At 71.7% G+C, this 21,218-nt stretch carries 19 protein-coding genes, 1 pseudogene and 1 riboswitch; of the genes and pseudogenes, 13 read left to right on the forward strand and 7 right to left on the reverse strand.

Annotated elements, in window-relative coordinates; translation table 11 throughout:
- The first annotated feature begins 66 nt into the window (after positions 1 to 66).
- The 6 genes from MQV74_RS28375 (at position 67) to MQV74_RS28400 (ending at position 6,653) form a co-directional block, all read left to right on the forward strand.
- On the forward strand, positions 67 to 1,290 hold the full coding sequence (locus MQV74_RS28375) for a L,D-transpeptidase (protein ID WP_242723910.1): 1,224 nt from the start codon (positions 67 to 69) through the stop codon (positions 1,288 to 1,290).
- 177 nt (positions 1,291 to 1,467) lie between these two features.
- On the forward strand, positions 1,468 to 2,709 hold the full coding sequence (locus MQV74_RS28380; protein WP_242723912.1) for a L,D-transpeptidase: 1,242 nt from the start codon (positions 1,468 to 1,470) through the stop codon (positions 2,707 to 2,709).
- Between the two features lie 89 nt (positions 2,710 to 2,798).
- Entirely contained in the window at positions 2,799 to 3,569 is a 771-nt protein-coding gene (locus tag MQV74_RS28385) for an enoyl-CoA hydratase/isomerase family protein (protein ID WP_242723913.1), read from the forward strand.
- A 264-nt stretch (positions 3,570 to 3,833) separates the two neighbouring features.
- Complete coding sequence (locus MQV74_RS28390) at positions 3,834 to 4,337, forward strand: ATP-binding protein (protein WP_144321045.1); 504 nt, start codon at positions 3,834 to 3,836, stop codon at positions 4,335 to 4,337.
- A 367-nt stretch (positions 4,338 to 4,704) separates the two neighbouring features.
- The gene (locus MQV74_RS28395; protein ID WP_278194241.1) at positions 4,705 to 5,466 is read left to right on the forward strand and encodes a polysaccharide deacetylase family protein; all 762 of its coding nucleotides are present in this window, start codon (positions 4,705 to 4,707) and stop codon (positions 5,464 to 5,466) included.
- A complete protein-coding gene (locus MQV74_RS28400) occupies positions 5,466 to 6,653 on the forward strand; it encodes a YncE family protein (protein WP_242723916.1) in 1,188 nt (395 codons plus the stop codon). Before MQV74_RS28395 ends, MQV74_RS28400 begins: the two co-directional genes overlap by 1 nt.
- On the opposite strand, the gene MQV74_RS28405 is transcribed toward MQV74_RS28400, so the two are convergent.
- Positions 6,650 to 7,351 (reverse strand): FadR/GntR family transcriptional regulator, encoded by a 702-nt coding sequence (locus tag MQV74_RS28405; RefSeq protein WP_242729209.1) that lies wholly within the window; start codon positions 7,349 to 7,351, stop codon positions 6,650 to 6,652. The two genes, MQV74_RS28400 and MQV74_RS28405, sit on opposite strands and share 4 nt — an antisense overlap.
- 115 nt (positions 7,352 to 7,466) lie before the next feature.
- Between MQV74_RS28405 and leuA the strand changes: the two genes are divergently transcribed.
- On the forward strand, positions 7,467 to 9,212 hold the full coding sequence (leuA, locus tag MQV74_RS28410; protein ID WP_242729210.1) for a 2-isopropylmalate synthase: 1,746 nt from the start codon (positions 7,467 to 7,469) through the stop codon (positions 9,210 to 9,212).
- Between the two features lie 232 nt (positions 9,213 to 9,444).
- On the opposite strand, the gene MQV74_RS28415 is transcribed toward leuA, so the two are convergent.
- On the reverse strand, positions 9,445 to 9,660 hold the full coding sequence (locus tag MQV74_RS28415) for an EF-hand domain-containing protein (protein WP_242723917.1): 216 nt from the start codon (positions 9,658 to 9,660) through the stop codon (positions 9,445 to 9,447).
- Between the two features lie 81 nt (positions 9,661 to 9,741).
- Here MQV74_RS28415 and MQV74_RS28420 point away from each other — a divergent pair.
- A pseudogene (locus MQV74_RS28420) lies at positions 9,742 to 10,392 on the forward strand (GNAT family N-acetyltransferase); the annotation flags it as partial.
- 147 nt (positions 10,393 to 10,539) lie between these two features.
- On the opposite strand, the gene MQV74_RS28425 reads toward MQV74_RS28420, so the two are convergent.
- Positions 10,540 to 11,091, reverse strand: coding sequence for a glycoside hydrolase family 25 protein (locus tag MQV74_RS28425; protein ID WP_242723920.1), 552 nt, complete (start codon positions 11,089 to 11,091; stop codon positions 10,540 to 10,542).
- Between the two features lie 183 nt (positions 11,092 to 11,274).
- On the opposite strand from MQV74_RS28425, the gene MQV74_RS28430 reads away from it, so the two are divergent.
- Positions 11,275 to 12,150: a phosphatidylinositol-specific phospholipase C gene (locus MQV74_RS28430; protein WP_242723921.1), complete on the forward strand. Its 876-nt coding sequence runs from the start codon at positions 11,275 to 11,277 to the stop codon at positions 12,148 to 12,150.
- A gap of 20 nt (positions 12,151 to 12,170) precedes the next feature.
- Here MQV74_RS28430 and MQV74_RS28435 read toward each other — a convergent pair whose 3' ends face one another.
- The 4 genes from MQV74_RS28435 to gcvT all read right to left on the reverse strand — a co-directional run bounded on the left by MQV74_RS28435 (position 12,171) and on the right by gcvT (position 16,689).
- Positions 12,171 to 13,541, reverse strand: a complete 1,371-nt coding sequence (locus tag MQV74_RS28435) for an L-serine ammonia-lyase (protein WP_242723922.1) — start codon at positions 13,539 to 13,541, stop codon at positions 12,171 to 12,173.
- Between the two features lie 194 nt (positions 13,542 to 13,735).
- The gene (glyA, locus tag MQV74_RS28440) at positions 13,736 to 14,998 is read right to left on the reverse strand and encodes a serine hydroxymethyltransferase (RefSeq protein ID WP_242723925.1); all 1,263 of its coding nucleotides are present in this window, start codon (positions 14,996 to 14,998) and stop codon (positions 13,736 to 13,738) included.
- A gap of 25 nt (positions 14,999 to 15,023) precedes the next feature.
- The gene (gene gcvH, locus MQV74_RS28445; RefSeq protein WP_242723927.1) at positions 15,024 to 15,401 is read right to left on the reverse strand and encodes a glycine cleavage system protein GcvH; all 378 of its coding nucleotides are present in this window, start codon (positions 15,399 to 15,401) and stop codon (positions 15,024 to 15,026) included.
- A gap of 154 nt (positions 15,402 to 15,555) precedes the next feature.
- A complete protein-coding gene (gene gcvT, locus MQV74_RS28450) occupies positions 15,556 to 16,689 on the reverse strand; it encodes a glycine cleavage system aminomethyltransferase GcvT (RefSeq protein WP_242723929.1) in 1,134 nt (377 codons plus the stop codon).
- Positions 16,690 to 16,864: 175 nt separating this feature from the next.
- A riboswitch (glycine riboswitch) is annotated at positions 16,865 to 16,967 on the reverse strand.
- A gap of 134 nt (positions 16,968 to 17,101) precedes the next feature.
- On the opposite strand from gcvT, the gene MQV74_RS28455 reads away from it, so the two are divergent.
- From MQV74_RS28455 to MQV74_RS28470, 4 genes are all read left to right on the forward strand, one after another.
- Positions 17,102 to 17,866, forward strand: coding sequence for an AAA family ATPase (locus tag MQV74_RS28455; protein ID WP_242723932.1), 765 nt, complete (start codon positions 17,102 to 17,104; stop codon positions 17,864 to 17,866).
- A 70-nt stretch (positions 17,867 to 17,936) separates the two neighbouring features.
- Positions 17,937 to 18,722, forward strand: a complete 786-nt coding sequence (locus tag MQV74_RS28460; protein WP_242723933.1) for an enhanced serine sensitivity protein SseB — start codon at positions 17,937 to 17,939, stop codon at positions 18,720 to 18,722.
- A gap of 224 nt (positions 18,723 to 18,946) precedes the next feature.
- Positions 18,947 to 19,723, forward strand: a complete 777-nt coding sequence (locus MQV74_RS28465) for an enhanced serine sensitivity protein SseB C-terminal domain-containing protein (RefSeq protein ID WP_242723934.1) — start codon at positions 18,947 to 18,949, stop codon at positions 19,721 to 19,723.
- A 391-nt stretch (positions 19,724 to 20,114) separates the two neighbouring features.
- The gene (locus MQV74_RS28470) at positions 20,115 to 21,119 is read left to right on the forward strand and encodes an ABC transporter permease (protein ID WP_138961938.1); all 1,005 of its coding nucleotides are present in this window, start codon (positions 20,115 to 20,117) and stop codon (positions 21,117 to 21,119) included.
- Positions 21,120 to 21,218: the final 99 nt, after the last annotated feature.

Here is a 21,218-nt window from a genome sequence, read left to right on the forward strand (position 1 = left end):
GTTGGGCCCGACGTGAGACAGGCAACGAGGCGCGCTCGGCGCGCACGGACCGCGCTGAGGCTCGCGGTGGCATGGACGGGACTGGTGCTCGCGGCATCGGGCTGCTCCGGTACGGCGCTCGACGGGGTGCTCGGCCGCCCCCGCTCGCCCGCCGACGCGATCCGGGTCACGCCCGGCGACGGCAAGAAGGGCGTGCGGCCCGAGAGGCAGCTGAAGGTGGAGGTGCCGGACGGACGCCTGGAGTCGGTGCGCGTCGTCCGGTCCCAGGACGCCCAGGAGACCGAGGTGAAGGGCCGCATGTCCGCCGACGGCATGAGCTGGCGCCCCCTGGCGCGGGGCGGGGAGGAGAAGCTGGCGCTCGCCGCCAAGTACACCGTGGACGCCGTCGCGCTCGACGGCCACGGCCGCCGCTCCGCGCGCCACACCACGTTCACCACGTACGTCCCCGAGGAGCGGTTCATCGGGTACGTCACGCCGGAGCACCGCGCCACGGTCGGCACCGGCATGATCGTCTCCCTGGAGTTCAACCGCGAGATCACCGACCGCGCCGCCGTGCAGCGCGCCATCCGCGTCACGGCCGAGCCCGCCGTGGAGATCCGCCCGCACTGGTTCGGCAGCACCCGTGTCGACTTCCGCCCCGAGCACTACTGGAAGCCCGGCACCAAGGTCACCGTGGGCCTGCGGCTGCGCGACGTCGAGGCCGCGCCCGGCGTCTACGGCCTGCAGGAGAAGTCCTTCTCCTTCACCGTCGGCCGCAGCCAGGTCAGCCTCGTGGACGCCGCCGCGCACACCATGCGGGTGCGCCGCGACGGGGAGCCGGTCACCACCGTCCCGATCACCGCGGGCGCCCCGAAGACGACGACGTACAACGGCAAGATGGTGATCACCGAGATGCTGGAGGTGACCCGCATGAACAGCCGCACGGTCGGCTTCGGCGGGGAGTACGACATCCCGGACGTGCCGCACGCCATGCGCCTGACCACCTCGGGGACCTTCCTGCACGGCAACTACTGGGCGCCGAACGCGCCGGGGAACAGCAACGTCAGCCACGGCTGTGTGGGCCTGCGCGATGTGAAGGGCGGCAGCTCCAGGACCCCGGCGGGCTGGTTCTTCGACCGCAGCCTCATCGGCGACGTCGTCGAGGTCGTCAACAGCCATGACAAGAAAGTGGCTCCTGACAACGGCCTCGGGGGCTGGAACATGGATTGGGAGGAATGGCGGACCGGGAAGAAGTCAGGACAGGCACATAAGTCCACCAAGGGGGACAAGAAGGAGCGCTCCAGCCGCTGATGCCACCACCGGCCCGCACGAAGGTCGTAGTTGGAACGGAACGGTGACATTTGGCGGGGAGTCATCGGTGCGGGCCGTGTGGTTATCTGGCGCAGTGCGCGAGACGGATGGTCTTTCCCGGTCGCGCGGCAACGGATGAGTGCGGGCCTGTCGGGGCCGTGCGAGGGGAGAAACATCGTGAACGGGCGACCGATATCGGGGGCGTCGGCCCATGCGCGAAAGCGCGCGGGGCGGCGGGGCGCCAGGGGACTGACCGCGGTGGTGTCGGGGGCGACGCTGCTGCTCGTGGCCGCGTGCGGGGGCGGCTCGGACTCGGGGGACGGGGGTGGCGGCAAGGACAAGGCGGACCCGGACAAGCCGTCCCGGGCCGTCGTGACCATCGCCCCCAAGGACGGCGCGAACGCCGTGGCGACCGACGGGGCGCTGCGGATATCGGCCGCCAAGGGCAAGCTGACCGAGGTCACCGTCAAGGACCCCAAGGGCAAGCCGGTGCCCGGGAAGATCGTCGCGAATGGCGCGAAATGGTCCCCCGAGCGGCACCTCGCCTCCGGCACCAAGTACAAGGTCCACGCGATCGCCAAGGACTCCGACGGCCGTGTCGCGGCCAAGGACTCGTCGTTCACGACGCTCGTGCCGAAGAACACCTTCGTCGGCCAGTTCGCGCCGGAGGACGGCACGAAGGTCGGCGTCGGCATGCCGTTCTCGGTGCGCTTCACGCGCGGCATCACCGCGCCGGACGCCGTCGAGAAGGCGATCGACATCAAGACCGAGCCGTCGGTGCCGGTCGAGGGCCACTGGTTCGGCAACGACCGCCTGGACTTCCGCCCCGAGAAGTACTGGAAGCCGGGCACCAAGGTCACCGTCCGGATGAACCTGGACGGCGTCGAGGGCCGCCCGGGCGTCTACGGCAAGCAGGTCAAGACGCTCCGCTTCGAGATCGGCCGCAGCCAGGTCTCCGTCGTCGACGTCAAGACCAAGCAGATGACCGTCAAGCGCGACGGCAAGGTCATCAAGAAGATCCCCGTCACCACGGGCAAGCCCGGGTACGAGACGTGGAACGGCCAGCTGGTCATCAGCGAGCGCCTCAAGGTCACGCGCATGAACGGCGAGACCGTCGGCTACGGCGGCGAGTACGACATCAAGGACGTGCCGCACGCCCAGCGCCTGTCCACCTCCGGCACCTTCATCCACGGCAACTACTGGGGCGGCGGCGCCTTCGGCAACTACAACGCTTCGCACGGCTGCATCGGCCTGCGCGACGTGCGCGGCGGCTACGACAAGAACGTCTCCGCGGCCTGGTTCTTCGACCGCTCCATGGTCGGCGACGTGGTGGTCGTCAAGAACTCCAACGACAAGGTCATCGCCCCGGACAACGGCTACAACGGCTGGAACATGTCCTGGGACAAGTGGAAGGCGTAGCGCCCCCGCGTACTCCTCGAAGGGCCCGGTGCACAGTGTGACCAAGTGCACCGGGCCCTTCTGCGCTAACGCCCGCTAACGTGCCCGTCATGACATCTGTGCATCTCGAAGTCGCCGAGGGCGTCGGTACGATCCGCCTCGACCGCCCGCCCATGAACGCCCTGGACGTCGAGCTCCAGGACCGCCTGAAGGACCTCGCGGCGGAGGCCACCGACCGGGACGACGTGCGGGCCGTCGTGATCTACGGCGGCGAGAAGGTGTTCGCGGCGGGCGCGGACATCAAGGAGATGCAGAACATGGACCACCGGGCCATGGTGCTGCGCTCCCGGGCCCTGCAGGACGCCTTCACCGCGGTCGCCCGCATCCCCAAGCCCGTCGTCGCCGCCGTCACCGGCTACGCCCTCGGCGGCGGCTGCGAGCTCGCGCTCTGCGCGGACTTCCGCATCGCGGGCGACAACGCCAAGCTCGGCCAGCCGGAGATCCTGCTCGGCCTGATCCCGGGCGCCGGCGGCACCCAGCGCCTGCCGCGCCTGATCGGCCCGTCCAAGGCCAAGGACCTCATCTTCACCGGCCGCCAGGTCAAGGCCGACGAGGCCCTCGCCATCGGCCTGGTGGACCGGGTGGTGCCCGCCGCCGACGTGTACACCGAGGCCCACGCGTGGGCGGCGCGGCTCGCCCGCGGCCCGGCGCTCGCGCTGCGCGCCGCGAAGGAGGCCGTCGACCAGGGCCTGGAGGCGGACATCGACACCGGGCTCGCCGTGGAGCGCACCTGGTTCGCGGGGCTCTTCGCGACCGAGGACCGCGAGCGCGGCATGCGCAGCTTCGTGGAGGACGGGCCAGGTAAGGCTAAGTTCCTCTGAGATCCGGCCAGTTGAGGTTCCGTCAGCCAAAGTTTCCCCCGAAGGGGCGGATTATCACAGGCTTAAGAGAGCCTTAAGTCCGCCGCGTTCGAGGCGCTCTGTGATCTCCTGTGAGCGAGCAGTCATCGCAGGTCAGGAGGGCTGTGTCGGACCTCTAACTGCCCATGGCATATGACGTGCCCGCCCCCTGGAACGGAAGCTTCCGGGGGGCTCATTCCGCCGGAACGGCCCCAATGGGGGCCGGGGGCGGCCATGATGGGGGGCATGGCGGGGCAGGAGGGCTTTGAACAGTCGCGGCGGCGCGCGGGCGCCACCGCGGCGCGCTGGTCTCCGGCGGTGGAGGACGAACACGCCCTGAAGGCACTGGAGTTGTTCGGCAACCCCACCGACGCCGAGGTGCAGCTCCCGTCCCGCCCCGAGTCCGCCGCCATCGCCCGCCGTCTCGCCCAGGTCGTCGTCCTGCGCCACTGGGGCCTGTCGCCCAAGCTCACCGAGGACGTCGTGCTCCTCGTGTCGGAGCTCGTCGGCAACGCCGTGCGGCACACCGGCGCCCGCGTCTTCGGGCTGCGTACGCACCGGCGGCGCGGCTGGATCCGGGTCGAGGTCCGCGACCCCTCGCGCGGCCTGCCGTGTCTGATGCCCGTCCACGAGCTCGACATCAGCGGCCGCGGTCTGTTCCTCGTCGACAAGCTCGCCGACCGCTGGGGCGTGGACCTGCTGCCGCGCGGCAAGACGACGTGGTTCGAGATGCGCGTCACCGACCGCTAGCGGTCGCGCGCGTCCGGGTGCGCGAAAGCCCCCGGGGCCGTGGGTAGCGGCGCTGTCGGGGGCCTTCGAGCGGGGCCGGGACCGGTGTGGGTGTGGTCCGCAGCCCGTAAGGCGACGTAGCTCGGGTCAAAGAGGGTCGCTTCGTCGACTATGGCAGACGGGGGCCTCCGATCCAAAAGTCCCCATTCGGTCATTCACGGACATACGCTGACAGTTTAGAGGTGAATCCTTGGTGAGATAGAGCACTCACCTTGTAAACGATGGCTAAACGGCGCCTGTGAGGGGTCATCGCGAGCCTCAGCGGAACCTCTTGGTCCGGACCGTTCCTCATGTCGATCAGCGGCTTTCAGGGGCCGCCGCCCTATAAATGGGTCGCGTGACTTCGACCGACCGGCGCGGCGCGCTGCGCATCGGCACTGGGCTCGCCCTCGCCCCCCTCGCGGGCTGCGCCACGGCGGGGGACCGCGAGCCACGCCCCCCGCGGACGCCGCACCGGGGGCCCGCGCCGGGCCCCCGCGCCTTCCCCGGCCTGCCCGTGCAGATCGCGCACAGCCCGCGCGGGCGGCGCGAGGTCGCGCTCACCTTCCACGGCCAGGGCGACCCGGCCACCGCCCGCGCGCTGCTCGGCGAGGCCGAGCGGGCGGGCGCCCGCGTCACCGTCCTCGCCGTCGGCACCTGGCTCGACGAGCACCCCGCCCTGGCCAGGCGCGTCCTCGACGGCGGCCACGACCTGGGCAACCACACCCTGAACCACCGCGCCGTCAACAGCCTCCCCGAAGCCGAGGCCTACGCCGAGATCACCGGCTGCGCGGACCGCCTGCGCCGCCTCACCGGCGACATCGGCAGCTGGTTCCGCCCCTCGCGGGCCGAGCGCGCGACGCCGCTCGTCGTCCGCCTGGCCCGGCGCGCGGGCTATCCGCACGTCCTCTCCTACGACGTCGACTCCCTCGACTTCACCTCGCCCGGCGCCCCGGCCGTCACCCGCAAGGTCGCCGCCGAGGTCCGTGCGGGCTCCGTGGTGAGCCTGCACTTCGGGTACGCGGACACGGTCGCCGCGCTCCCCGCCGTCCTGGACGACCTCCACCGCCGCGGCCTGCGCGCGGTCACGACCACGGAGCTGCTCACCTGATGCGAAACCTGACTCTGGCCACGCGCGCCGCCGCCCTGCTCGCGAGCGCGGCCGTCCTCACCGCCCTCGCGGGCTGCGGCACCGAGCGCGGGGGCCGCGAGAACAAGGCCCTCGCGACGAAGGCGCCCGTCAAGCCCGCCGAGCCGAAGCAGGTCAAGGGCCTGCCCGGGATGCCGCCCGTCCTCGACCCCAAGGACGTCTACGCCGCCGACCGCCCGAACAGGCTCTCCCCGGTGGTCAAGGACTTCCCGTCCCGCGTGTACGTCCCCAACACCAACTCCAACACGGTCTCCGTCATCGACCCGGCGACGTACAAGGTCATCGACACGATCCCCGTCGGCGTCCAGCCCCAGCACGTCGTCCCGTCCTGGGACATGAAGACGCTCTGGGTCAACAACAACCGCGGCCACACCCTCACGCCCATCGACCCCAGGACCGGCGACGCGGGCAAGCCGGTCGAGGTCCACGACCCGTACAACCTCTACTTCACGCCCAACGGCAAGTACGCCGTCGTCATGGCGTCCCTCGACCGCGAGCTGGTCTTCCGCGACCCGCACACCATGGAGCGGAAGAAGACCGTCCCGGTCAGCTGCTACGGCGTCAACCACGCCGACTTCTCCCTCGACGGCCGCTACTTCATCGTCTCCTGCGAGTTCAGCGGCGAGCTGTTGAAGGTCGACACCGAGCGGATGAAGGTCGTCGGCCAGCAGAAGCTGCCCTTCGACGGGGCCATGCCGCAGGACGTGAAGATGTCCCCCGACGGCAAGAAGTTCTACGTCGCCGACATGATGGCCGACGGCATGTGGGTCCTCGACGGCGACACCTTCGGCAAGCCGAAGCTGCTGCCCACCGGCAAGGGCTGCCACGGCCTGTACGTCAGCCGCGACTCCCGCGAGATGTACGTGTCGAACCGGGGCGAGGGCACGGTCTCCGTCTTCGACTTCCGCCGGGACGGGCTCACCAAGAAGTGGCGCCTGCCGGACGGCGGGAGCCCGGACATGGGCGGCGTCTCGGCCGACGGCCACACGCTGTGGCTCTCCGGCCGCTACGACTCGGAGGTCTACGCCATCGACACCCGCACCGGCGTCCAGGTGGCCCGCATCCCCGTGGGCGGGGGCCCCCACGGCCTGGCGGTGTACCCGCAGCCGGGCCGCTACTCCCTCGGGCACACCGGCATCTTCCGCTAGCCCCGGCCGACCAGCCGCCCCAGCGTCACGTCGAGCTCCGCCCGGGCCAGGCGCTCCGCGGCCTCCCCGTCCCCGTCCACGACCGCCCGCACGAGCGCGGCATGGGCCTCGTCCCCGTGATCGGCCTCCTCCCGGCGCACGTCGATGAGGTCGAGCAGATCGATGAGCCCCTGCCGCAGCGCGGGCACGAACTGGGCGAACAGATCGGTGAGGACGGGGTTGTGCGCGGCCCCCACCACGGCGGCGTGCAACGCGATGTCGGCGTCGATGAACGCGGCGTCGCCGCCGCCCGCCGCCGCCCGGCGCGCCGCGAGCGCGGCCCGCAGCGCCGTGACGTCCTCGGGCGTGCGGCGGGCGGCCGCGAGCCGGGCGGCCTGCACCTCCACGAGCGCCCGCACCTCGTACACGTCGCCGATCGCGGCCGCCCGCAGCCGCGTCGGCCAGTCCTCGACCGGCTCGGTGGCGGTCACGAAGACCCCGGCGCCCTGCCGTGCCTGGACGAGCCCCGCCCCGGCCAGCGCGCGCAGCGCCTCGCGGACCGTGGAGCGGCCGACGCCCAGCTCCTTGGCGAGGGTCGTCTCCCCGGGAAGCTTCGCGCCGACCGGCCAGCCGCCCCCGGTGATCTGGTCGCGCAGCCGCTCCGTGGCCTGTTCGACGAGGGGGCTGGGGCGGAGGGCGCCGAGGGCCGGGCGCGGCATGCGAGAGGTCACCCCGTGAGTGTACTTGTCTGAGGAGTACTTGTCTGAGGACCTGAGGTCTGTCTAGGGTGGCGGCGTGATCTCGTACCCCTGGAATCCGCAGCGCCCCAGCTCCATGCCCGCGCACCGCTATCTCCCGTACGAAGACCGGGTCGACGTCCCGCGCCCGGAGGACCGGAGCTGGCCCTCGGCCAGGCTCACCCACGCCCCCCTCTGGGTCCCCGTCGACCTGCGCGACGGCAACCAGGCCCTGGCCGAGCCGATGGACACCGTGCGCAAGCGCCGCTTCTTCGACCTGCTGGTGTCCATGGGGTTCAAGGAGATCGAGGTCGGCTATCCGTCGGCGAGCCGGGCGGACTTCGACTTCGTCCGGCACCTGGTGGAGCTCGTGCGCTCCGGAGCCGTACCGGACGACGTCACACCCGTCGTCTTCACCCCGGCCCGCCCCGAGCTCATCGACCGCACCTTCGAGGCCGTCGAGGGGCTGCCGCGGGCCGTGGTCCACCTGTACATCGCCACCTCGCCGGTGTGGCGCGAGGTGGTGCTCGGCCGGGACCGCGCCGCCGTCTCCGCCACCGCCCTGGCGGCCGCCACCCGCATGGCCCGTCTCGCGCAGGCGCGCCCCGGAGCTGACATCCGCTTCCAGTTCGCACCGGAGACCTTCAACCTCACCGAGCCCGACTACGTCCTTCAGCTGTGCGACTCCCTCACCGAGCTGTGGGACGCGAGCCCCGACCGGCCCGTCACGCACAACCTCCCGGCGACCGTCGAGATAGCCACGCCGAACGTGTACGCCGACCAGATCGAGTACATGCACCGCCACCTGGCCCGGCGCGACAGCGTCATCCTGTCCGTGCACCCGCACAACGACCGCGGCACCGGCGTCGCCTGTGCCGAACTCGCGCTGCTCGCCGGGGCACAGCGCGTCGAGGGCTGTCTGTTCGGCAACGGCGAGCGCACCGGCAACGTCGACCTCGTGACGCTCGCGCTCAACCTGTACGCGCAGGGCGTCGACCCGATGCTGGACCTGTCCGACGTCGACGCCGTCCGCGAGGTCGCCGAGCACTGCAACCGACTTCCCGTGCACCCGCGCCACCCGTACGCGGGCGACCTCGTGCACACCGCGTTCTCCGGCACCCACCAGGACGCCATCGCCAAGGGCCTGGCCCACCACGCCGAGCGGGCCGCGGAGCTCGGCGTCGAGCCGGGCGCCGCGCCCTGGAGCGTGCCGTACCTGCCGATCGACCCGGCCGACGTCGGGCGCTCGTACGAGGCCGTGATCCGGGTCAACTCCCAGTCGGGCAAGGGCGGCACCGCGTATCTGCTGCGGACGCACCACGGGCTCGACCTGCCCGCGGGGATGCGGCCCGACATGGCCCGCGTGGTGCAGGAGGCGACCGACGGCAGCGGCCGGGAGGCCGGCCCGGACGAGCTGTACGAGCTGTTCCGCACCACGTACCTCGCCCCGGGCCGGGCGGGCTCCGGCGGCGCGGTGGCGGTCCTGTCCTGGACCGCGGACACCTCACCCGACGGCCTGCACCGCTGCGTGTGCACCCTCGAAGCGCACGGCCGCCCCGGGGACTTCGAGGGCGTCGGCAACGGTCCGCTGTCGGCCTTCGTGGCCGCGCTCGGCGCGGCGGGCGTCGCCGTCGACATCCTCGACTACAGCGAACACGCCCTCGCCGCGGGCGGCACCAGCGAGGCGGCGGCCTACGCGCGCTGCCGCGTCGGCGGGGCCGACGTCTGGGGCGCGGGCGTGGACACCTCGCTGCTCACCGCGTCGGTGCAGGCCGTGGTGTCGGCGGTGAACCGCGGCCTGGAGCTCCGGCCGTCGCAGGATCCCGCGGCGACGACGGCATGACGGCGACCGGCCCGGGCACGCTCGCCGCCCCGCGGGCGGAGGGCGCCGCCCTACAAGCGGACGGCCTGACTCCGCTTCTGCGCGCGTACGGAGCTGATCAGCGCGTGCTTCGACCACCCGGTGCGGGTGGAGCGGCGCGCGGGGCGGTGGTCCGTGCGGGGCCGTGGGCACGGGGCGTGAAACGTCGGACGGGCCAGGAGAGTCCTGGCCCGTCCGGTGGTGCGAGGTCTGCTCACGCCTTGTTCAGGCTGGCCCAGAACTCGTCGAAGGAGAGCAGCTTGTCGCCGTTCTGGTCCTTGGACTTGATGATGGCCTCGGCCACCGACTCGGTGACGTTCCAGTCCCCCATCTGTGCCATGGCGGTCTTGTACTCCGCCGCCGTGATGTAGCCGTCGCCGTCCGCGTCGAACCGGTCGAACTGCTTGCGTGCTTCCTCGATGTCCGCCACCGGGTCCGCCCCTTCTTCGTGTCCTACTGACGGGGGTTAGGGTAACGGCCGGTCCGGGTGACGATTGCAAGGAGTACGGCCATGGCCAGCGCACCGGCGTCACTCGGCGCCGTCCTCACCGCCGCCGCGCGCGGGGAGTTCCCCGCCCCCGACGGCTCCACCACCGTCGTGCCGCAGCCGTCGCCGCGTGACGCCGGGGTCATGTCGTTCACGGCCCACACCGTCGTCTTCACCGACGAGGACCCGGAGTGGGTACGCGCCGCCGTGGCGGGGACCGGCTGCGATCCGCTGGCCGCGACGATGAACCCGGGCTTCCTCACCGCCTTCGGGCAGCGGACCGGCCTCGCGGTCGACACCATCGACCTGGTCACCGTGGCGTCCGCCGTGTCCGGGCCGCCGGACCCGGCCCTCGGCCTGCGCGCCCTCGACGACCCCGACCACCCCCGCGTGGCCCGGGCCCTCAAGCGGCGCGACGACGTACGGGTGTGGGCCTCCGGCGCGGGCGGCGTCGTCGTCCTCGGGCGCGGGGTCGCGGGGCGCTGGGAGGTGTCCGTGGAGGTCGACGAGTCGGCACGCCACCGGGGCCTCGGGCGGGCCCTCGCCTCGGCCGCCCGGGCCCTCGTGCCGGGCGGCGCCACGGTGTGGGCCCAGCAGGCCCCGGGCAACGCCCGCAGCGTCCGGGCCTTCCAGGCGGCGGGGTTCCGCCCCGTGGGCGCGGAGGCGTTGTTCACCCTCCGGCCCGAGGTCGCCGAGGTCGCCGAGGTCGCCGAGGTCTTCGACGGTCTGGACCGGATGCCGCGGGCCCACCGTCTGATGGAGTCCGCCACTCACACCGGCAAGATCGTGGTGCGGCCGTAGCGACGGGCGTGCGGGGCCCGGCTACGGCGTGGCCCAGTCCCGCATGGCGTCCTTGTCGGGGAAGTCCGCCACGTTCTTGTCCAGGGGCGTCGACGTGTACTGGTGGATGCGCCAGTCGGCGCGGATGCGGGGCTTGCCCGCCGTCACGTAGTCGGCGATCCACAGGCCGTCGCCCGCGTACGACGTCGTGTCCCGGTTCAGCCAGAAGTCGCGGTTGGTGTACAGGACCGTCCGCAGGTTCGGGCGGAGCCGCTTCACCTCCTTGATGAAGCGGTCCTTCTCCGCGTTCGTCGCCGCCGTGTGGTCGCCCGTCCACTCCCAGTCGACGGCCAGGAAGTCGCCCGCCCGCTCCGGGGCCTTGGCCACGAAGTACTCCGCCTGGGCCGTGATGTTGCCGGGCCACAGGAAGTGGTAGAAGCCGAGGACGCAGTCGGCGTCACGGGCACGCTCCGTCTGGGCCGACAGGCGCGGGTTGATGTAGGAGCGGCCCTCGGTGGCCTTGACGATGACGAAGGAGACGCCGTCGGTCGAGAAGGACGACTGGTGGGAACTGACGTCGATGCCGCGCAGCATGGATGGCCTCCGGAGGTGGGGGAGGAGGGAAGCGGGTCGCGGCCGGGGAACGGGGGGTGGGGGGTTCGCCCCGGCGGTCGGTGAAACGTGAACTGCTGACTGTGGATTGACCGTTCCCCCCTACAGGCGTTCCCATCCATACTGAGGGCCTTTCCCACGCCCCCCACCCCCACGGGAACCCACATGGCCCTCAGCCGTCGCACCTTCCTCGCCGCCGCCGGTGCCACCGCCTCCGCCGCCCTCGTCGGTACGTCCGCGGCGCGGGCCGTCGCCCGCCCCCTCGACGGCCGCGACTGGCTGGCGGGGATCGACTCCTCGACTCCCCTCCAGCGCCTCACGATTCCCGGTACGCACGACTCCGGGGCCCGCTTCGGCGGCTGGTGGGTGGAGTGCCAGAACACCACGCTCGGGCAGCAACTGGCCTCCGGCATACGGTTCCTGGACATCCGGTGCCGGGCCTTCGAGGGCTCCTTCACCATCCACCACGCGGCGTTCTACCAGAACCTGAACTTCGACGACGTGCTCGGCGCCTGCCGGGACTTCCTCGCCGCCCAGCCGGGGGAGACCGTCCTCATGCGGGTCAAGCAGGAGTATTCGGAGGAGAGCGACAGCGCGTTCCGGGCGGTCTTCGAGGACTATCTGGACCGGCGGGGGTGGCGCTCCCTGTTCCACATCGGGCAGGCCTGGCCGCGCCTTGGCGACGTGCGCGGCCGCGTCGTCCTCATCGCCGACAACGGCGGCCTGCCGGGCGGCATCCGGTGGGGCGACACCGGGACCTTCGACCTCCAGGACGACTGGAACGCCGCCCCGGGGGCGAAGTACCCGAAGGTCGAGGCGCACTTCCGCAAGGCGGTGGCCCAGCCCGGCAGGCAGTACGTCAACTTCGTGAGCACGGCGGCCGGGCTGCCGCCGCGCTGGAACTCCGACACCCTGAACCCGAAGGTGCACACGCTCCTGGAGAGCGCGGAAGGGCGGGCCTGGCGCGGGCTCGGGATCGTCCCGATGGACTACCCGAACACCCGCGCCGGCCTGGTGGAGTCACTCATCGCCCACAACTGAGCCCCGGAAGGGGCTCCGGCTCAGCACTCGATGATGTTCACCGCGAGGCCGCCGCGCGCGGTCTCCTTGTACTTCACGCTCATGTCGGCGCCGGTCTCCTTCATGGTCTTGATGACCTTGTCGAGGGACACCTTGTGGGAGCCGTCGCCGCGCATGGCCATGCGGGCGGCGGTGACGGCCTTCACCGCGGCCATGCCGTTGCGCTCGATGCACGGGATCTGGACGAGGCCGCCGACCGGGTCGCAGGTCAGGCCGAGGTTGTGCTCCATGCCGATCTCGGCGGCGTTCTCCACCTGCTCCGGGGAGCCGCCGAGGACCTCGGCGAGGGCGCCCGCCGCCATCGAGCAGGCGGAGCCGACCTCGCCCTGGCAGCCGACCTCGGCGCCGGAGATCGACGCGTTCTCCTTGAAGAGCATGCCGATGGCGCCGGCGGCCAGGAGGAAGCGGACCACGCCCTCCTCGTCGGCGCCGGGCACGAAGTTCATGTAGTAGTGCAGGACGGCCGGGATGATGCCCGCGGCGCCGTTCGTCGGGGCGGTCACGACGCGGCCGCCCGCGGCGTTCTCCTCGTTCACCGCCATCGCGTACAGCGTGATCCACTCCATCGCGCGGGCCTGCGGGTCGCCCTCGGCGCGCAGCTGGCGGGCGGAGTGGGCGGCGCGGCGGCGGACCTTCAGGCCGCCGGGCAGGATGCCCTCGCGGGACATGCCGCGCGAGACGCAGGCCTGCATGACGCGCCAGATGTCGAGCAGACCCTCGCGGATCTCCTCCTCGGTGCGCCAGGCCTTCTCGTTCTCCAGCATCATCGCGGAGATGGACAGGCCCGTCTCGGCGGAGAGGCGGAGCAGCTCGTCACCGGTGCGGAAGGGGTACTTCAGGACCGTGTCGTCGGGCACGATCGGGCTCTGGCCCTCGACGGCCGCCTCGTCGACGACGAAGCCGCCGCCTACCGAGTAGTAGGTCTTCTCCAGGACGAGGGCGCCTTCGCGGTCGTACGCGAAGATCGTCATGCCGTTCGCGTGGTACGGCAGCGCCTTGCGGCGGTGCAGGACCAGGTCCTCGTCGAAGTCGAAGTCGATCTCGTGCATGCCGAGGACGTTCAGCCTGCGGGAGGTCTTGATCTCCTCGACGCGGTCGTCGGCCGTCTCCACGTTCACCGTGCGCGGGGACTCGCCCTCCAGGCCGAGGAGGACGGCCTTGGGCGTGCCGTGGCCGTGGCCGGTGGCGCCGAGGGAGCCGTACAGCTCGGCGCGTATGGCCGTGGTGTGGGCCAGCAGGCCCTCGTTCTTGAGGCGGCGGGCGAACATGCGCGCCGCGCGCATCGGGCCGACCGTGTGGGAGCTGGACGGGCCGATGCCGATCGAGAACAGGTCGAAGACCGAGATGGCCACGAGAGAACTCCAATGGTGGGTGGTAGACGCCGTTGTCTGCCGGTCGTGCGAGGGCGGTGCTGCGCGGGCTCGGCGGGCTTTCACGGGCTTGCGGGTCTGCTGGTCGGGCACGCGGTGCGGGGCACCGCGCCCACCGTCCTCATGTCCAGTGTGCGCGGTGCCCCGGAAGTCCGTACCAAGAAAAGCGTACGAAACTACTTCAGGCCGGGGTACAGCGGGTGCTTCGCGGCCAGAGCGGACACCCGGCCCCGCAGGGACTCGGCGTCGAAGCCGGGCTTCAGCGCCTCCGCGATGACGTCGGCGACCTCGCGGAAGTCGTCGGCGTCGAAGCCGCGGGTGGCCAGGGCCGGGGTGCCGATGCGCAGGCCCGAGGTGACCATAGGCGGGCGCGGGTCGTTCGGGACGGCGTTGCGGTTGACCGTGATGCCGACCTCGTGCAGGCGGTCCTCGGCCTGCTGGCCGTCCAGCTCGCTGTTGCGCAGGTCGACCAGGACCAGGTGCACGTCCGTGCCGCCGGACAGGACGTCCACGCCGACGGCCTTGGCGTCGTCCTGGACCAGGCGCTCGGCCAGGATGCGGGCGCCGTCCAGGGTGCGCTGCTGGCGCTCCTTGAACTCCTCGGAGGCCGCGACCTTGAAGGAGACGGCCTTGGCCGCGATCACGTGCTCCAGGGGGCCGCCCTGGAAGCCGGGGAAGACCGCGGAGTTCAGCTTCTTCGCGAAGTCCTTGTTGCGGGCCAGGATGATGCCGCCGCGCGGGCCGCCGAGCGTCTTGTGCGTGGTGGAGGTCACCACGTCCGCGAACGGCACCGGGTTCGGGTGCAGGCCCGCGGCGACGAGACCGGCGAAGTGCGCCATGTCGACCCACAGGTACGCGCCGACCTCGTCGGCGATCCGGCGGAACTCGGCGAAGTCGAGCTGACGCGGGTAGGCGGACCAGCCCGCGATGATCACCTTGGGGCTGTTCTCCTTGGCCAGGCGCTCGACCTCGGCCATGTCGACCAGACCGGCCTCGTCCACGTGGTACGGGACCACGTTGAACTGCTTGCCGGAGAAGTTCAGGCGCATGCCGTGGGTGAGGTGGCCGCCGTGCGCCAGGTCCAGGCCGAGGATCGTGTCGCCGGGCTTGGCGATGGCGAAGAGGGCGGCCTGGTTGGCGGAGGCGCCGGAGTGCGGCTGGACGTTCGCGTACTCGGCGCCGAACAGCTCCTTGACCCGGTCGATCGCGATCTGCTCGGCCACGTCGACGTGCTCGCAGCCGCCGTAGTAGCGGCGGCCGGGGTAGCCCTCGGCGTACTTGTTGGTGAGGACCGTGCCCTGGGCCTCCATGACGGCGACCGGAGCGAAGTTCTCCGAGGCGATCATTTCCAGGGTGGACTGCTGGCGGTTCAGCTCGGCGTCGACGGCCGCGGCCACGTCCGGGTCGAGCTCGTGGAGAGGGGTGTTCAGAAGCGACATCGGAAGATCAGTCCTTACGCCGGGGTCAGCTGCCTGCGAACTCGGTGTACTCGTCGGCGGAGAGCAGGTCGCCCGGCTCCTCGGCGACGCGCACCTTGAACAGCCAGCCGCCCTCGAAGGGGGCCGAGTTCACCAGGGACGGGTCGTCCACAACGTCCTGGTTGGCCTCGACGACCTCACCCGAAACCGGCGAGTACAGGTCGCTGACCGACTTCGTCGACTCCAGCTCACCGCAGGTCTCACCCGCGGCGACCGTGTCGCCGACCGCCGGGAGCTGGGCGAAGACGACGTCGCCGAGCGCGTTGGCCGCGAACTCGGTGATGCCGACCGTCGCCACACCGTCCTCGGTGGCCGACAGCCACTCGTGCTCCTTGCTGTAACGCAGCTGCTGGGGGTTGCTCATGGCGTGAATTCTCCTGTACGCGGGCGTGTGCTGATGAACGCGGGGATGTGCAGTCTTACGGAGTGAGACGGGACGGACGGGGCACCGGCGGACGGACCGGACTCCGGCGCGCCCGCGGGATCACCGTGGGATCAGGTCCGGCGCGGGCCGTGCGTCACTTCTGCCGCTTGTAGAACGGCAGCGCCACGACCTCGTAGGGCTCGTGGGTGCCGCGGACGTCCACGCCCACGCCCGCCGTGCCCGCCTCGGCGTGGGCCGGGTCCACATACGCCATCGCGATCGGCTTGCCGAGCGTCGGCGACGGGGCGCCGGAGGTGATCTGGCCGATGACCTCGCCGTTCGCCACCACGTCCATGCCCGCGCGCGGCACCCTGCGGCCCTCGGCGACCAGCCCGACGAGCTTGCGCGGGGGCGCGCTCTCGGCGCGCTCGGCGGCGGCCTTCAGGGCGTCGTGCCCCACGAAGTCGTCGGCGTGCGTCGTCTTGTCGAACTTCACGACCCGGCCGAGGCCCGCGTCGAAGGGGGTGAGCGACGTCGTCAGCTCGTTGCCGTACAGCGGCATGCCCGCCTCCAGGCGGAGCGTGTCGCGGCAGGACAGACCGCATGGCACGAGCCCGACGGGGGTACCTGCGTCCGTGAGCGCCCGCCAGAGCTTCTCGGCGTGCTGCGGCTGCACGAACAGCTCGAAGCCGTCCTCGCCGGTGTAGCCGGTGCGGGCGATCAGGGCGGGCACGCCCGCCACGGTGCCCGGCAGGCCCGCGTAGTACTTCAGGCCGTCCAGGTCGGCGTCCGTGAGGGACTTCAGGATGCCGGGGGACTCCGGGCCCTGCACCGCGATCAGGGCGTAGGCGTCGCGGTCGTCGCGGACCTCGGCGTCGAACCCGGCGGCGCGCTCGGTGAGGGCGTCCAGGACGGTCTGGGCGTTGGAGGCGTTGGCCACGACCATGTACTCGGTCTCGGCCAGGCGGTAGACGATCAGGTCGTCCAGGATGCCGCCGTCCTGCCGGCAGATCATGGTGTACCGGGCGCGGCCCACGGAGACGGAGCCGATGTTGCCGACGAGCGCGAAGTTCAGCAGGTCCACGGCCTGGGCGCCGGTGACGGTGATCTCGCCCATGTGGGAGAGGTCGAAGAGGCCGGCCTTGGTGCGCACGGCGTTGTGCTCGTCGCGCTCGCTGCCGTACCGCAGCGGCATGTCCCAGCCCGCGAAGTCGGTCATCGTGGCGCCCAGCGAACGGTGCAGGGCGTCGAGGGCGGTCTGACGTGGGGCGCGTGCGGTCTGACTCATCAGTACTGGCTCCAGGGCATGACGGGCGAGGTCTGTCCTCCCCATCTGTCATAAACCTGAGAGGTTCACCACGCCCCGTGCGTATGACGGAGCATGACTTGCACCTTGGGTGGAGCCGTCCCGCGGGCCGAGCTGGACGCGCTCGTCGGGGGAGTGGCTCGCTTTTCAGATGTGCCTCGCCCGCGCGGTACGGGGCCTGAGAGATTCAAGGGAGGAACTTGCTCCTTCGGCGCCCCACGACGCTCCTGCGTCACCGGGGACTCTCCCGCGCGGATTCAAGCGGCCGGTATGGAGTTGGCGCGCACATCATTGCACGCGCCCCCGCTTCACAACAGCCGCAACCAGGGAGTCCCCCGGTGTCGTCTTCGTAGGGCATTACCTTCTCTTTACATACCACGGAGAAGTACTGGGGATGAGTGACGTGACGAGCATGGGGAGGCCGATCACGGTGCGCAGGAGCAGTGCTTACGCGACGACCACGGGTGTCTCGCTGCCCAGGGCGGGGGCGGTGCTGCCCGGCGCGGGCGCCGCCCTGCCCCCGCAGCCGGGCGCCCCCGCGCCGCCCGCGCGGGAGGCCGTCGCCGGTTCCCGCCGGGCCGTCGTGCGCGACCTCAGGGGCCGCTCCGGGCACGGCCCGCACCGCCTGGTGTTCGCCGCGGGGGACGTCGTGGTGGTCTCCGGGCTGCCCGGCAGCGGCAAGTCCACGCTGATGCGGCGCGCCGTGGCGGGCCCGCGCGTGGACTCCCAGGACACCCGCGACCGCTGGGCGGCCCGGGTGCCGCGCCGGATCCCGTACGCGCTCTACCGCCCCCTGGTCCGCCTCGCGCACTACGCCCACCTGCGCCGGACGCTGCGCGCGGGCACCGGCGTCGTCGTCCACGACTGCGGCACCCAGCCGTGGGTGCGCCGCTGGCTCGCCCGTGCGGCGGCCCGGCGCGGGGCCACGCTGCACCTGCTGCTGCTCGACGTGCCCGCCCCCGTGGCCCTGGACGGCCAGCGCGCCCGGGGGCGCGGGGTCTCCCGGTACGCCTTCGCGCGCCACCGCAGGACGGTCGGCCGCCTGGTCCGGGCCGCCGAGAGCGGGAGCCTTCCGCGCGGCTGCGGCTCGGCGGTGCTGCTCGACCGGGAGGCGGCGGGGGCGCTGCGCGCGCTGGGCTTCGAGGGCCGGGGCGGGTAGGGCGGGGCGCGCGGGCCCGGCGGCGTTAGGGTCGGGCCGCAGACAGCACGCAGAGCAGAGGTCGAGACAGATGGACTTTCCGGGGGACGTACCGGCACAGGCGCACGCCCATCCCTACGGCGGCTGGCCCGCCAACGAACTGGAGGAGGTGCTCGCCGCCTCGCTCGGCGCGCCGCCGTCCGAGGAGACCGGCGCACGCATGGTCGAGGTGCTGGGCCGCAGCAGGCTGTGGATCCCGCTGCCGAACGGGGGCGGGCCCGAGAGCGGCACGCTCGACCTGCCGACGCTGGAGCTCCACGGGCAGGCGTACGTGCCCGTCTTCACCTCGGAGCAGGAGTTCCAGCAGGTCACCGGGGGGCGGATGAGCTGCACGGTGGCGCCCGCGGTGGAGTTCGCGCGCGGCCTGGCGCCGGAGCTCGGCATCGCGCTCAACCCGGAGGGCACGGTGGCGGTGCCGCTGCCGCCCGCCGCGGTGGCCGCGCTGTGCCAGGTGGGTCGCACGGAGCTGGACGGGCCCGCGAGCGGCGGCCGGGTGCGGCTCTTCGAGCCGGACTGGCAGGACGACCCGGTGGACTTCCTGTCCGCCGCGGCGCAGGAGTTCGAGGCGACGGGCGCGGTGCTCAGCGCGCGGCGCTGTCTCGCCACCGTCGAGGACGAGGCCCCCACCCTGTTCATCGGCGTCGAGCTGTCCTCCTGGGAGGGCGACGCCCGGGAACTGCCCATGGCGGCCCTCGGCCGGGCCCTCGGCCGCACCCCGGTGCCCTGGCCGGTCAACCTGGTCCTCCTGGACGTGGCCCAGGATCCGGTGGGCGACTGGATGAGGGCCCGCCTCCGCCCGTTCTTCACCGCGGGCTAGGGGGAGCGCCCCGAGGGGTCAGCACCCCGGGGGACAGCGCCCCGAAGGGGCGCGGGGAACTGCGCGACCAGCCACAACGAGGCCCGCAGTCGCCGGACGGCAGAGCACGGCACAGCACGGCAAAGCTGTTCAAGCGCTAAGTCGCCACGCCCCGCTTAAGCTGGTGCCCGGTGACGCGGTCGGCGCAACGACCGCGCAGGGCACGTCGCGAAGGGGCGGTTAGGGTGAGCGCGTCGGGCACCGCTGCGGCCGGACAGGTCGAGCACATGCTGCGCCAGGTGACGCCGGGGCGCTATGACGCGTACGAGGCGCTCCTGCACGCCCTCGCCGACGGCAAGGTGTGGATGCTGCTCTGGCACGGCCAGGCCGGATCCCCCGACGCCCAGTACGGCAACATGGAGGTGGAGGGGTACGGCTACGCGCCGTGCGTGACCTCCGCCCAGGAGCTCTCCGCCAGCGGCTGGAACCGTGGCTACGAAGTGGTCGGCGGCCTCGACGTGGCCCGCGCGCTGTACCCGGACCACTACGGCCTGTGGCTCAATCCGCACGCCCCGGGCGGCGGCGTCGGCATCCCCTGGCTCGATCTGCGGCGCATCGCGGGCGGCCTCGCCACCCAGCCCGCGGGCCCGCTGCGGCTGACCGACCCGACCATCGAACTCCCGCAGTTCTACGCGCTGTTGACCCAGAACGCGCACCGGACCCCCGCCGTCCGCGCGCTGCGCCGCGCCTGGGTGCAGCCGGTGCTCGGCGCGCCCTATCTGGCCATCGGCCTGGACGTGTACGACACCTCGCCCGCGTCCGTCGACTCGGTGCGCGCGATGATGCAGCAGTCCATCGGCGCCGTCCCCGAGGGCCTGCCCGTGTCGACCGTCGCGATGGCCGACCCGCACGACCCGGTGGCGCTGTGGCTGCGCGCCAACGCCCGGCCGTTCTACGACCGCGACGCTCAGGGGGCTCCCGCTCCCGCCGCGGGCGGATACGGCTATCCCGCACAGTACTGAGACATCTCGTACGAAAGGCGTAGCAATCCCGCTGCGCGCCCATCGCGGCGAACAGGACAGTGGCTGGATTCCGTTTGCCGTCGGCGAGCTGATCAGCACCGACGTGCGCGATGTCCCCTTCTGGGGCAGGAGTGCACGTATGGACGCGTGTGGTTCCTGTGCCCCCAACTGCCCCGTGTTCGCCCGGCGTTCAATGACGTCCGGATAACGGAACACCTCGATCAGCATCACGGTTGCGCATCCATTCCCCGACAAGTCTGGTAACAGATCACGACCCCGTTGAAGACTCCCGCTCCAAGGGGCCTTCGCCCCTGTGTACGACGGACTGATCACGTCGCTACAGCGGCAAGTGCGGGCCGGTCACCGCCGGTTGAGAGGGGTCCCTGCCACGATGACGGCGCCATTGCATGACACACCTGCGGACGCGAAACCCACGGAGGAAGTCGCCCCCGCAGCTGGTGCAGGGGGGAAGAAGGTCGAGGGGCGGTCCCTCACCCAGATCGCCTGGAACCGGCTGAAGCGCGACAAGGTCGCCCTCGCGGGCGGCATCACGGTGGTCCTCCTGGTCCTCGTGGCGGTGTTCGCGCCCCTGATCGTCGGCCTGCTCGGACACCCGCCGAACGACTTCCACCAGGAGAAGCTGGACCCGCTGACGAACCTGCCCACGGGCTCGTTCGGCGGCGTGAGCAGCGACTACCTCTTCGGAGTCGAGCCCAACAAGGGCCGCGACGTGTTCAGCCGGATCGTCTACGGAGCACGCATCTCGCTGCTCGTGGCCTTCCTCGCCGCGATCGTCGCCGTGGTCCTCGGCACCCTCTTCGGGATCATCGCGGGCTACTTCGGCGGCTGGATCGACGCCCTGATCAGCCGCGTGATGGACGTGCTGCTCTCCTTCCCGCAGCTGCTCTTCATCATCTCCCTGGTCTCGGTCCTTCCCGACGACTTCCTGGGGCTCCAGGGGACGAGCGTGCGCGTCTCGATCCTCGTCCTGGTCATCGGCTTCTTCGGCTGGCCGTACATCGGGCGCATCGTGCGCGGCCAGACGCTCTCGCTCAGGGAGCGCGAGTACGTGGAGGCCGCCAAGAGCCTCGGCGGCGGCCGGCGCCACATCCTCTTCCGCGAACTCCTGCCGAACCTCGTGGCCCCCATCACCGTCTACGCCACGCTGATGATCCCCACGAACATCCTCACGGAGGCCGCCCTCAGCTTCCTGGGCGCGGGTGTCAAGCCGCCGACCGCCTCCTGGGGAGGCATGCTGCGCGACGCCCTCGAAACGTACGAGCACGACCCCATGTTCATGGTCTTCCCGGGCGTGACGATCTTCATCACGGTGCTCGCCTTCAACCTCTTCGGGGACGGTCTGCGCGACGCGCTCGACCCCAAGGGAACCCGCTAGCAGACCCGACTGACTTGCCCCTGCCGCTGGTCAGGTGGCTCTTTCCATGGTTCTTCGGCAGCGATAAGCCAGGGACCGCGAATCGGAAGGTTGCGAGAA

The sequence above is a fragment of the Streptomyces sp. AN091965 genome (assembly GCF_022698285.1).
Lineage (GTDB): Bacteria > Actinomycetota > Actinomycetes > Streptomycetales > Streptomycetaceae > Streptomyces.

Bases quoted from the DNA above. Each gene is read 5' to 3' on its own strand.
- MQV74_RS28400 (WP_242723916.1), top strand. From the start codon at position 5,466: ATGCGAAACCTGACTCTGGCCACGCGCGCCGCCGCCCTGCTCGCGAGC.
- MQV74_RS28425 (WP_242723920.1), bottom strand. From the start codon at position 11,091: ATGCTGCGCGGCATCGACGTCAGTTCCCACCAGTCGTCCTTCTCGACC.
- glyA (WP_242723925.1), bottom strand. From the start codon at position 14,998: ATGTCGCTTCTGAACACCCCTCTCCACGAGCTCGACCCGGACGTGGCC.
- leuA (WP_242729210.1), top strand. From the start codon at position 7,467: ATGCCCGCGCACCGCTATCTCCCGTACGAAGACCGGGTCGACGTCCCG.
- gcvH (WP_242723927.1), bottom strand. From the start codon at position 15,401: ATGAGCAACCCCCAGCAGCTGCGTTACAGCAAGGAGCACGAGTGGCTG.
- MQV74_RS28430 (WP_242723921.1), top strand. From the start codon at position 11,275: ATGGCCCTCAGCCGTCGCACCTTCCTCGCCGCCGCCGGTGCCACCGCC.
- MQV74_RS28405 (WP_242729209.1), bottom strand. From the start codon at position 7,351: ATGCCGCGCCCGGCCCTCGGCGCCCTCCGCCCCAGCCCCCTCGTCGAA.
- MQV74_RS28455 (WP_242723932.1), top strand. From the start codon at position 17,102: ATGAGTGACGTGACGAGCATGGGGAGGCCGATCACGGTGCGCAGGAGC.
- gcvT (WP_242723929.1), bottom strand. From the start codon at position 16,689: ATGAGTCAGACCGCACGCGCCCCACGTCAGACCGCCCTCGACGCCCTG.
- MQV74_RS28395 (WP_278194241.1), top strand. From the start codon at position 4,705: ATGGGTCGCGTGACTTCGACCGACCGGCGCGGCGCGCTGCGCATCGGC.
- MQV74_RS28470 (WP_138961938.1), top strand. From the start codon at position 20,115: ATGACGGCGCCATTGCATGACACACCTGCGGACGCGAAACCCACGGAG.
- MQV74_RS28385 (WP_242723913.1), top strand. From the start codon at position 2,799: ATGACATCTGTGCATCTCGAAGTCGCCGAGGGCGTCGGTACGATCCGC.
- MQV74_RS28460 (WP_242723933.1), top strand. From the start codon at position 17,937: ATGGACTTTCCGGGGGACGTACCGGCACAGGCGCACGCCCATCCCTAC.
- MQV74_RS28390 (WP_144321045.1), top strand. From the start codon at position 3,834: ATGGCGGGGCAGGAGGGCTTTGAACAGTCGCGGCGGCGCGCGGGCGCC.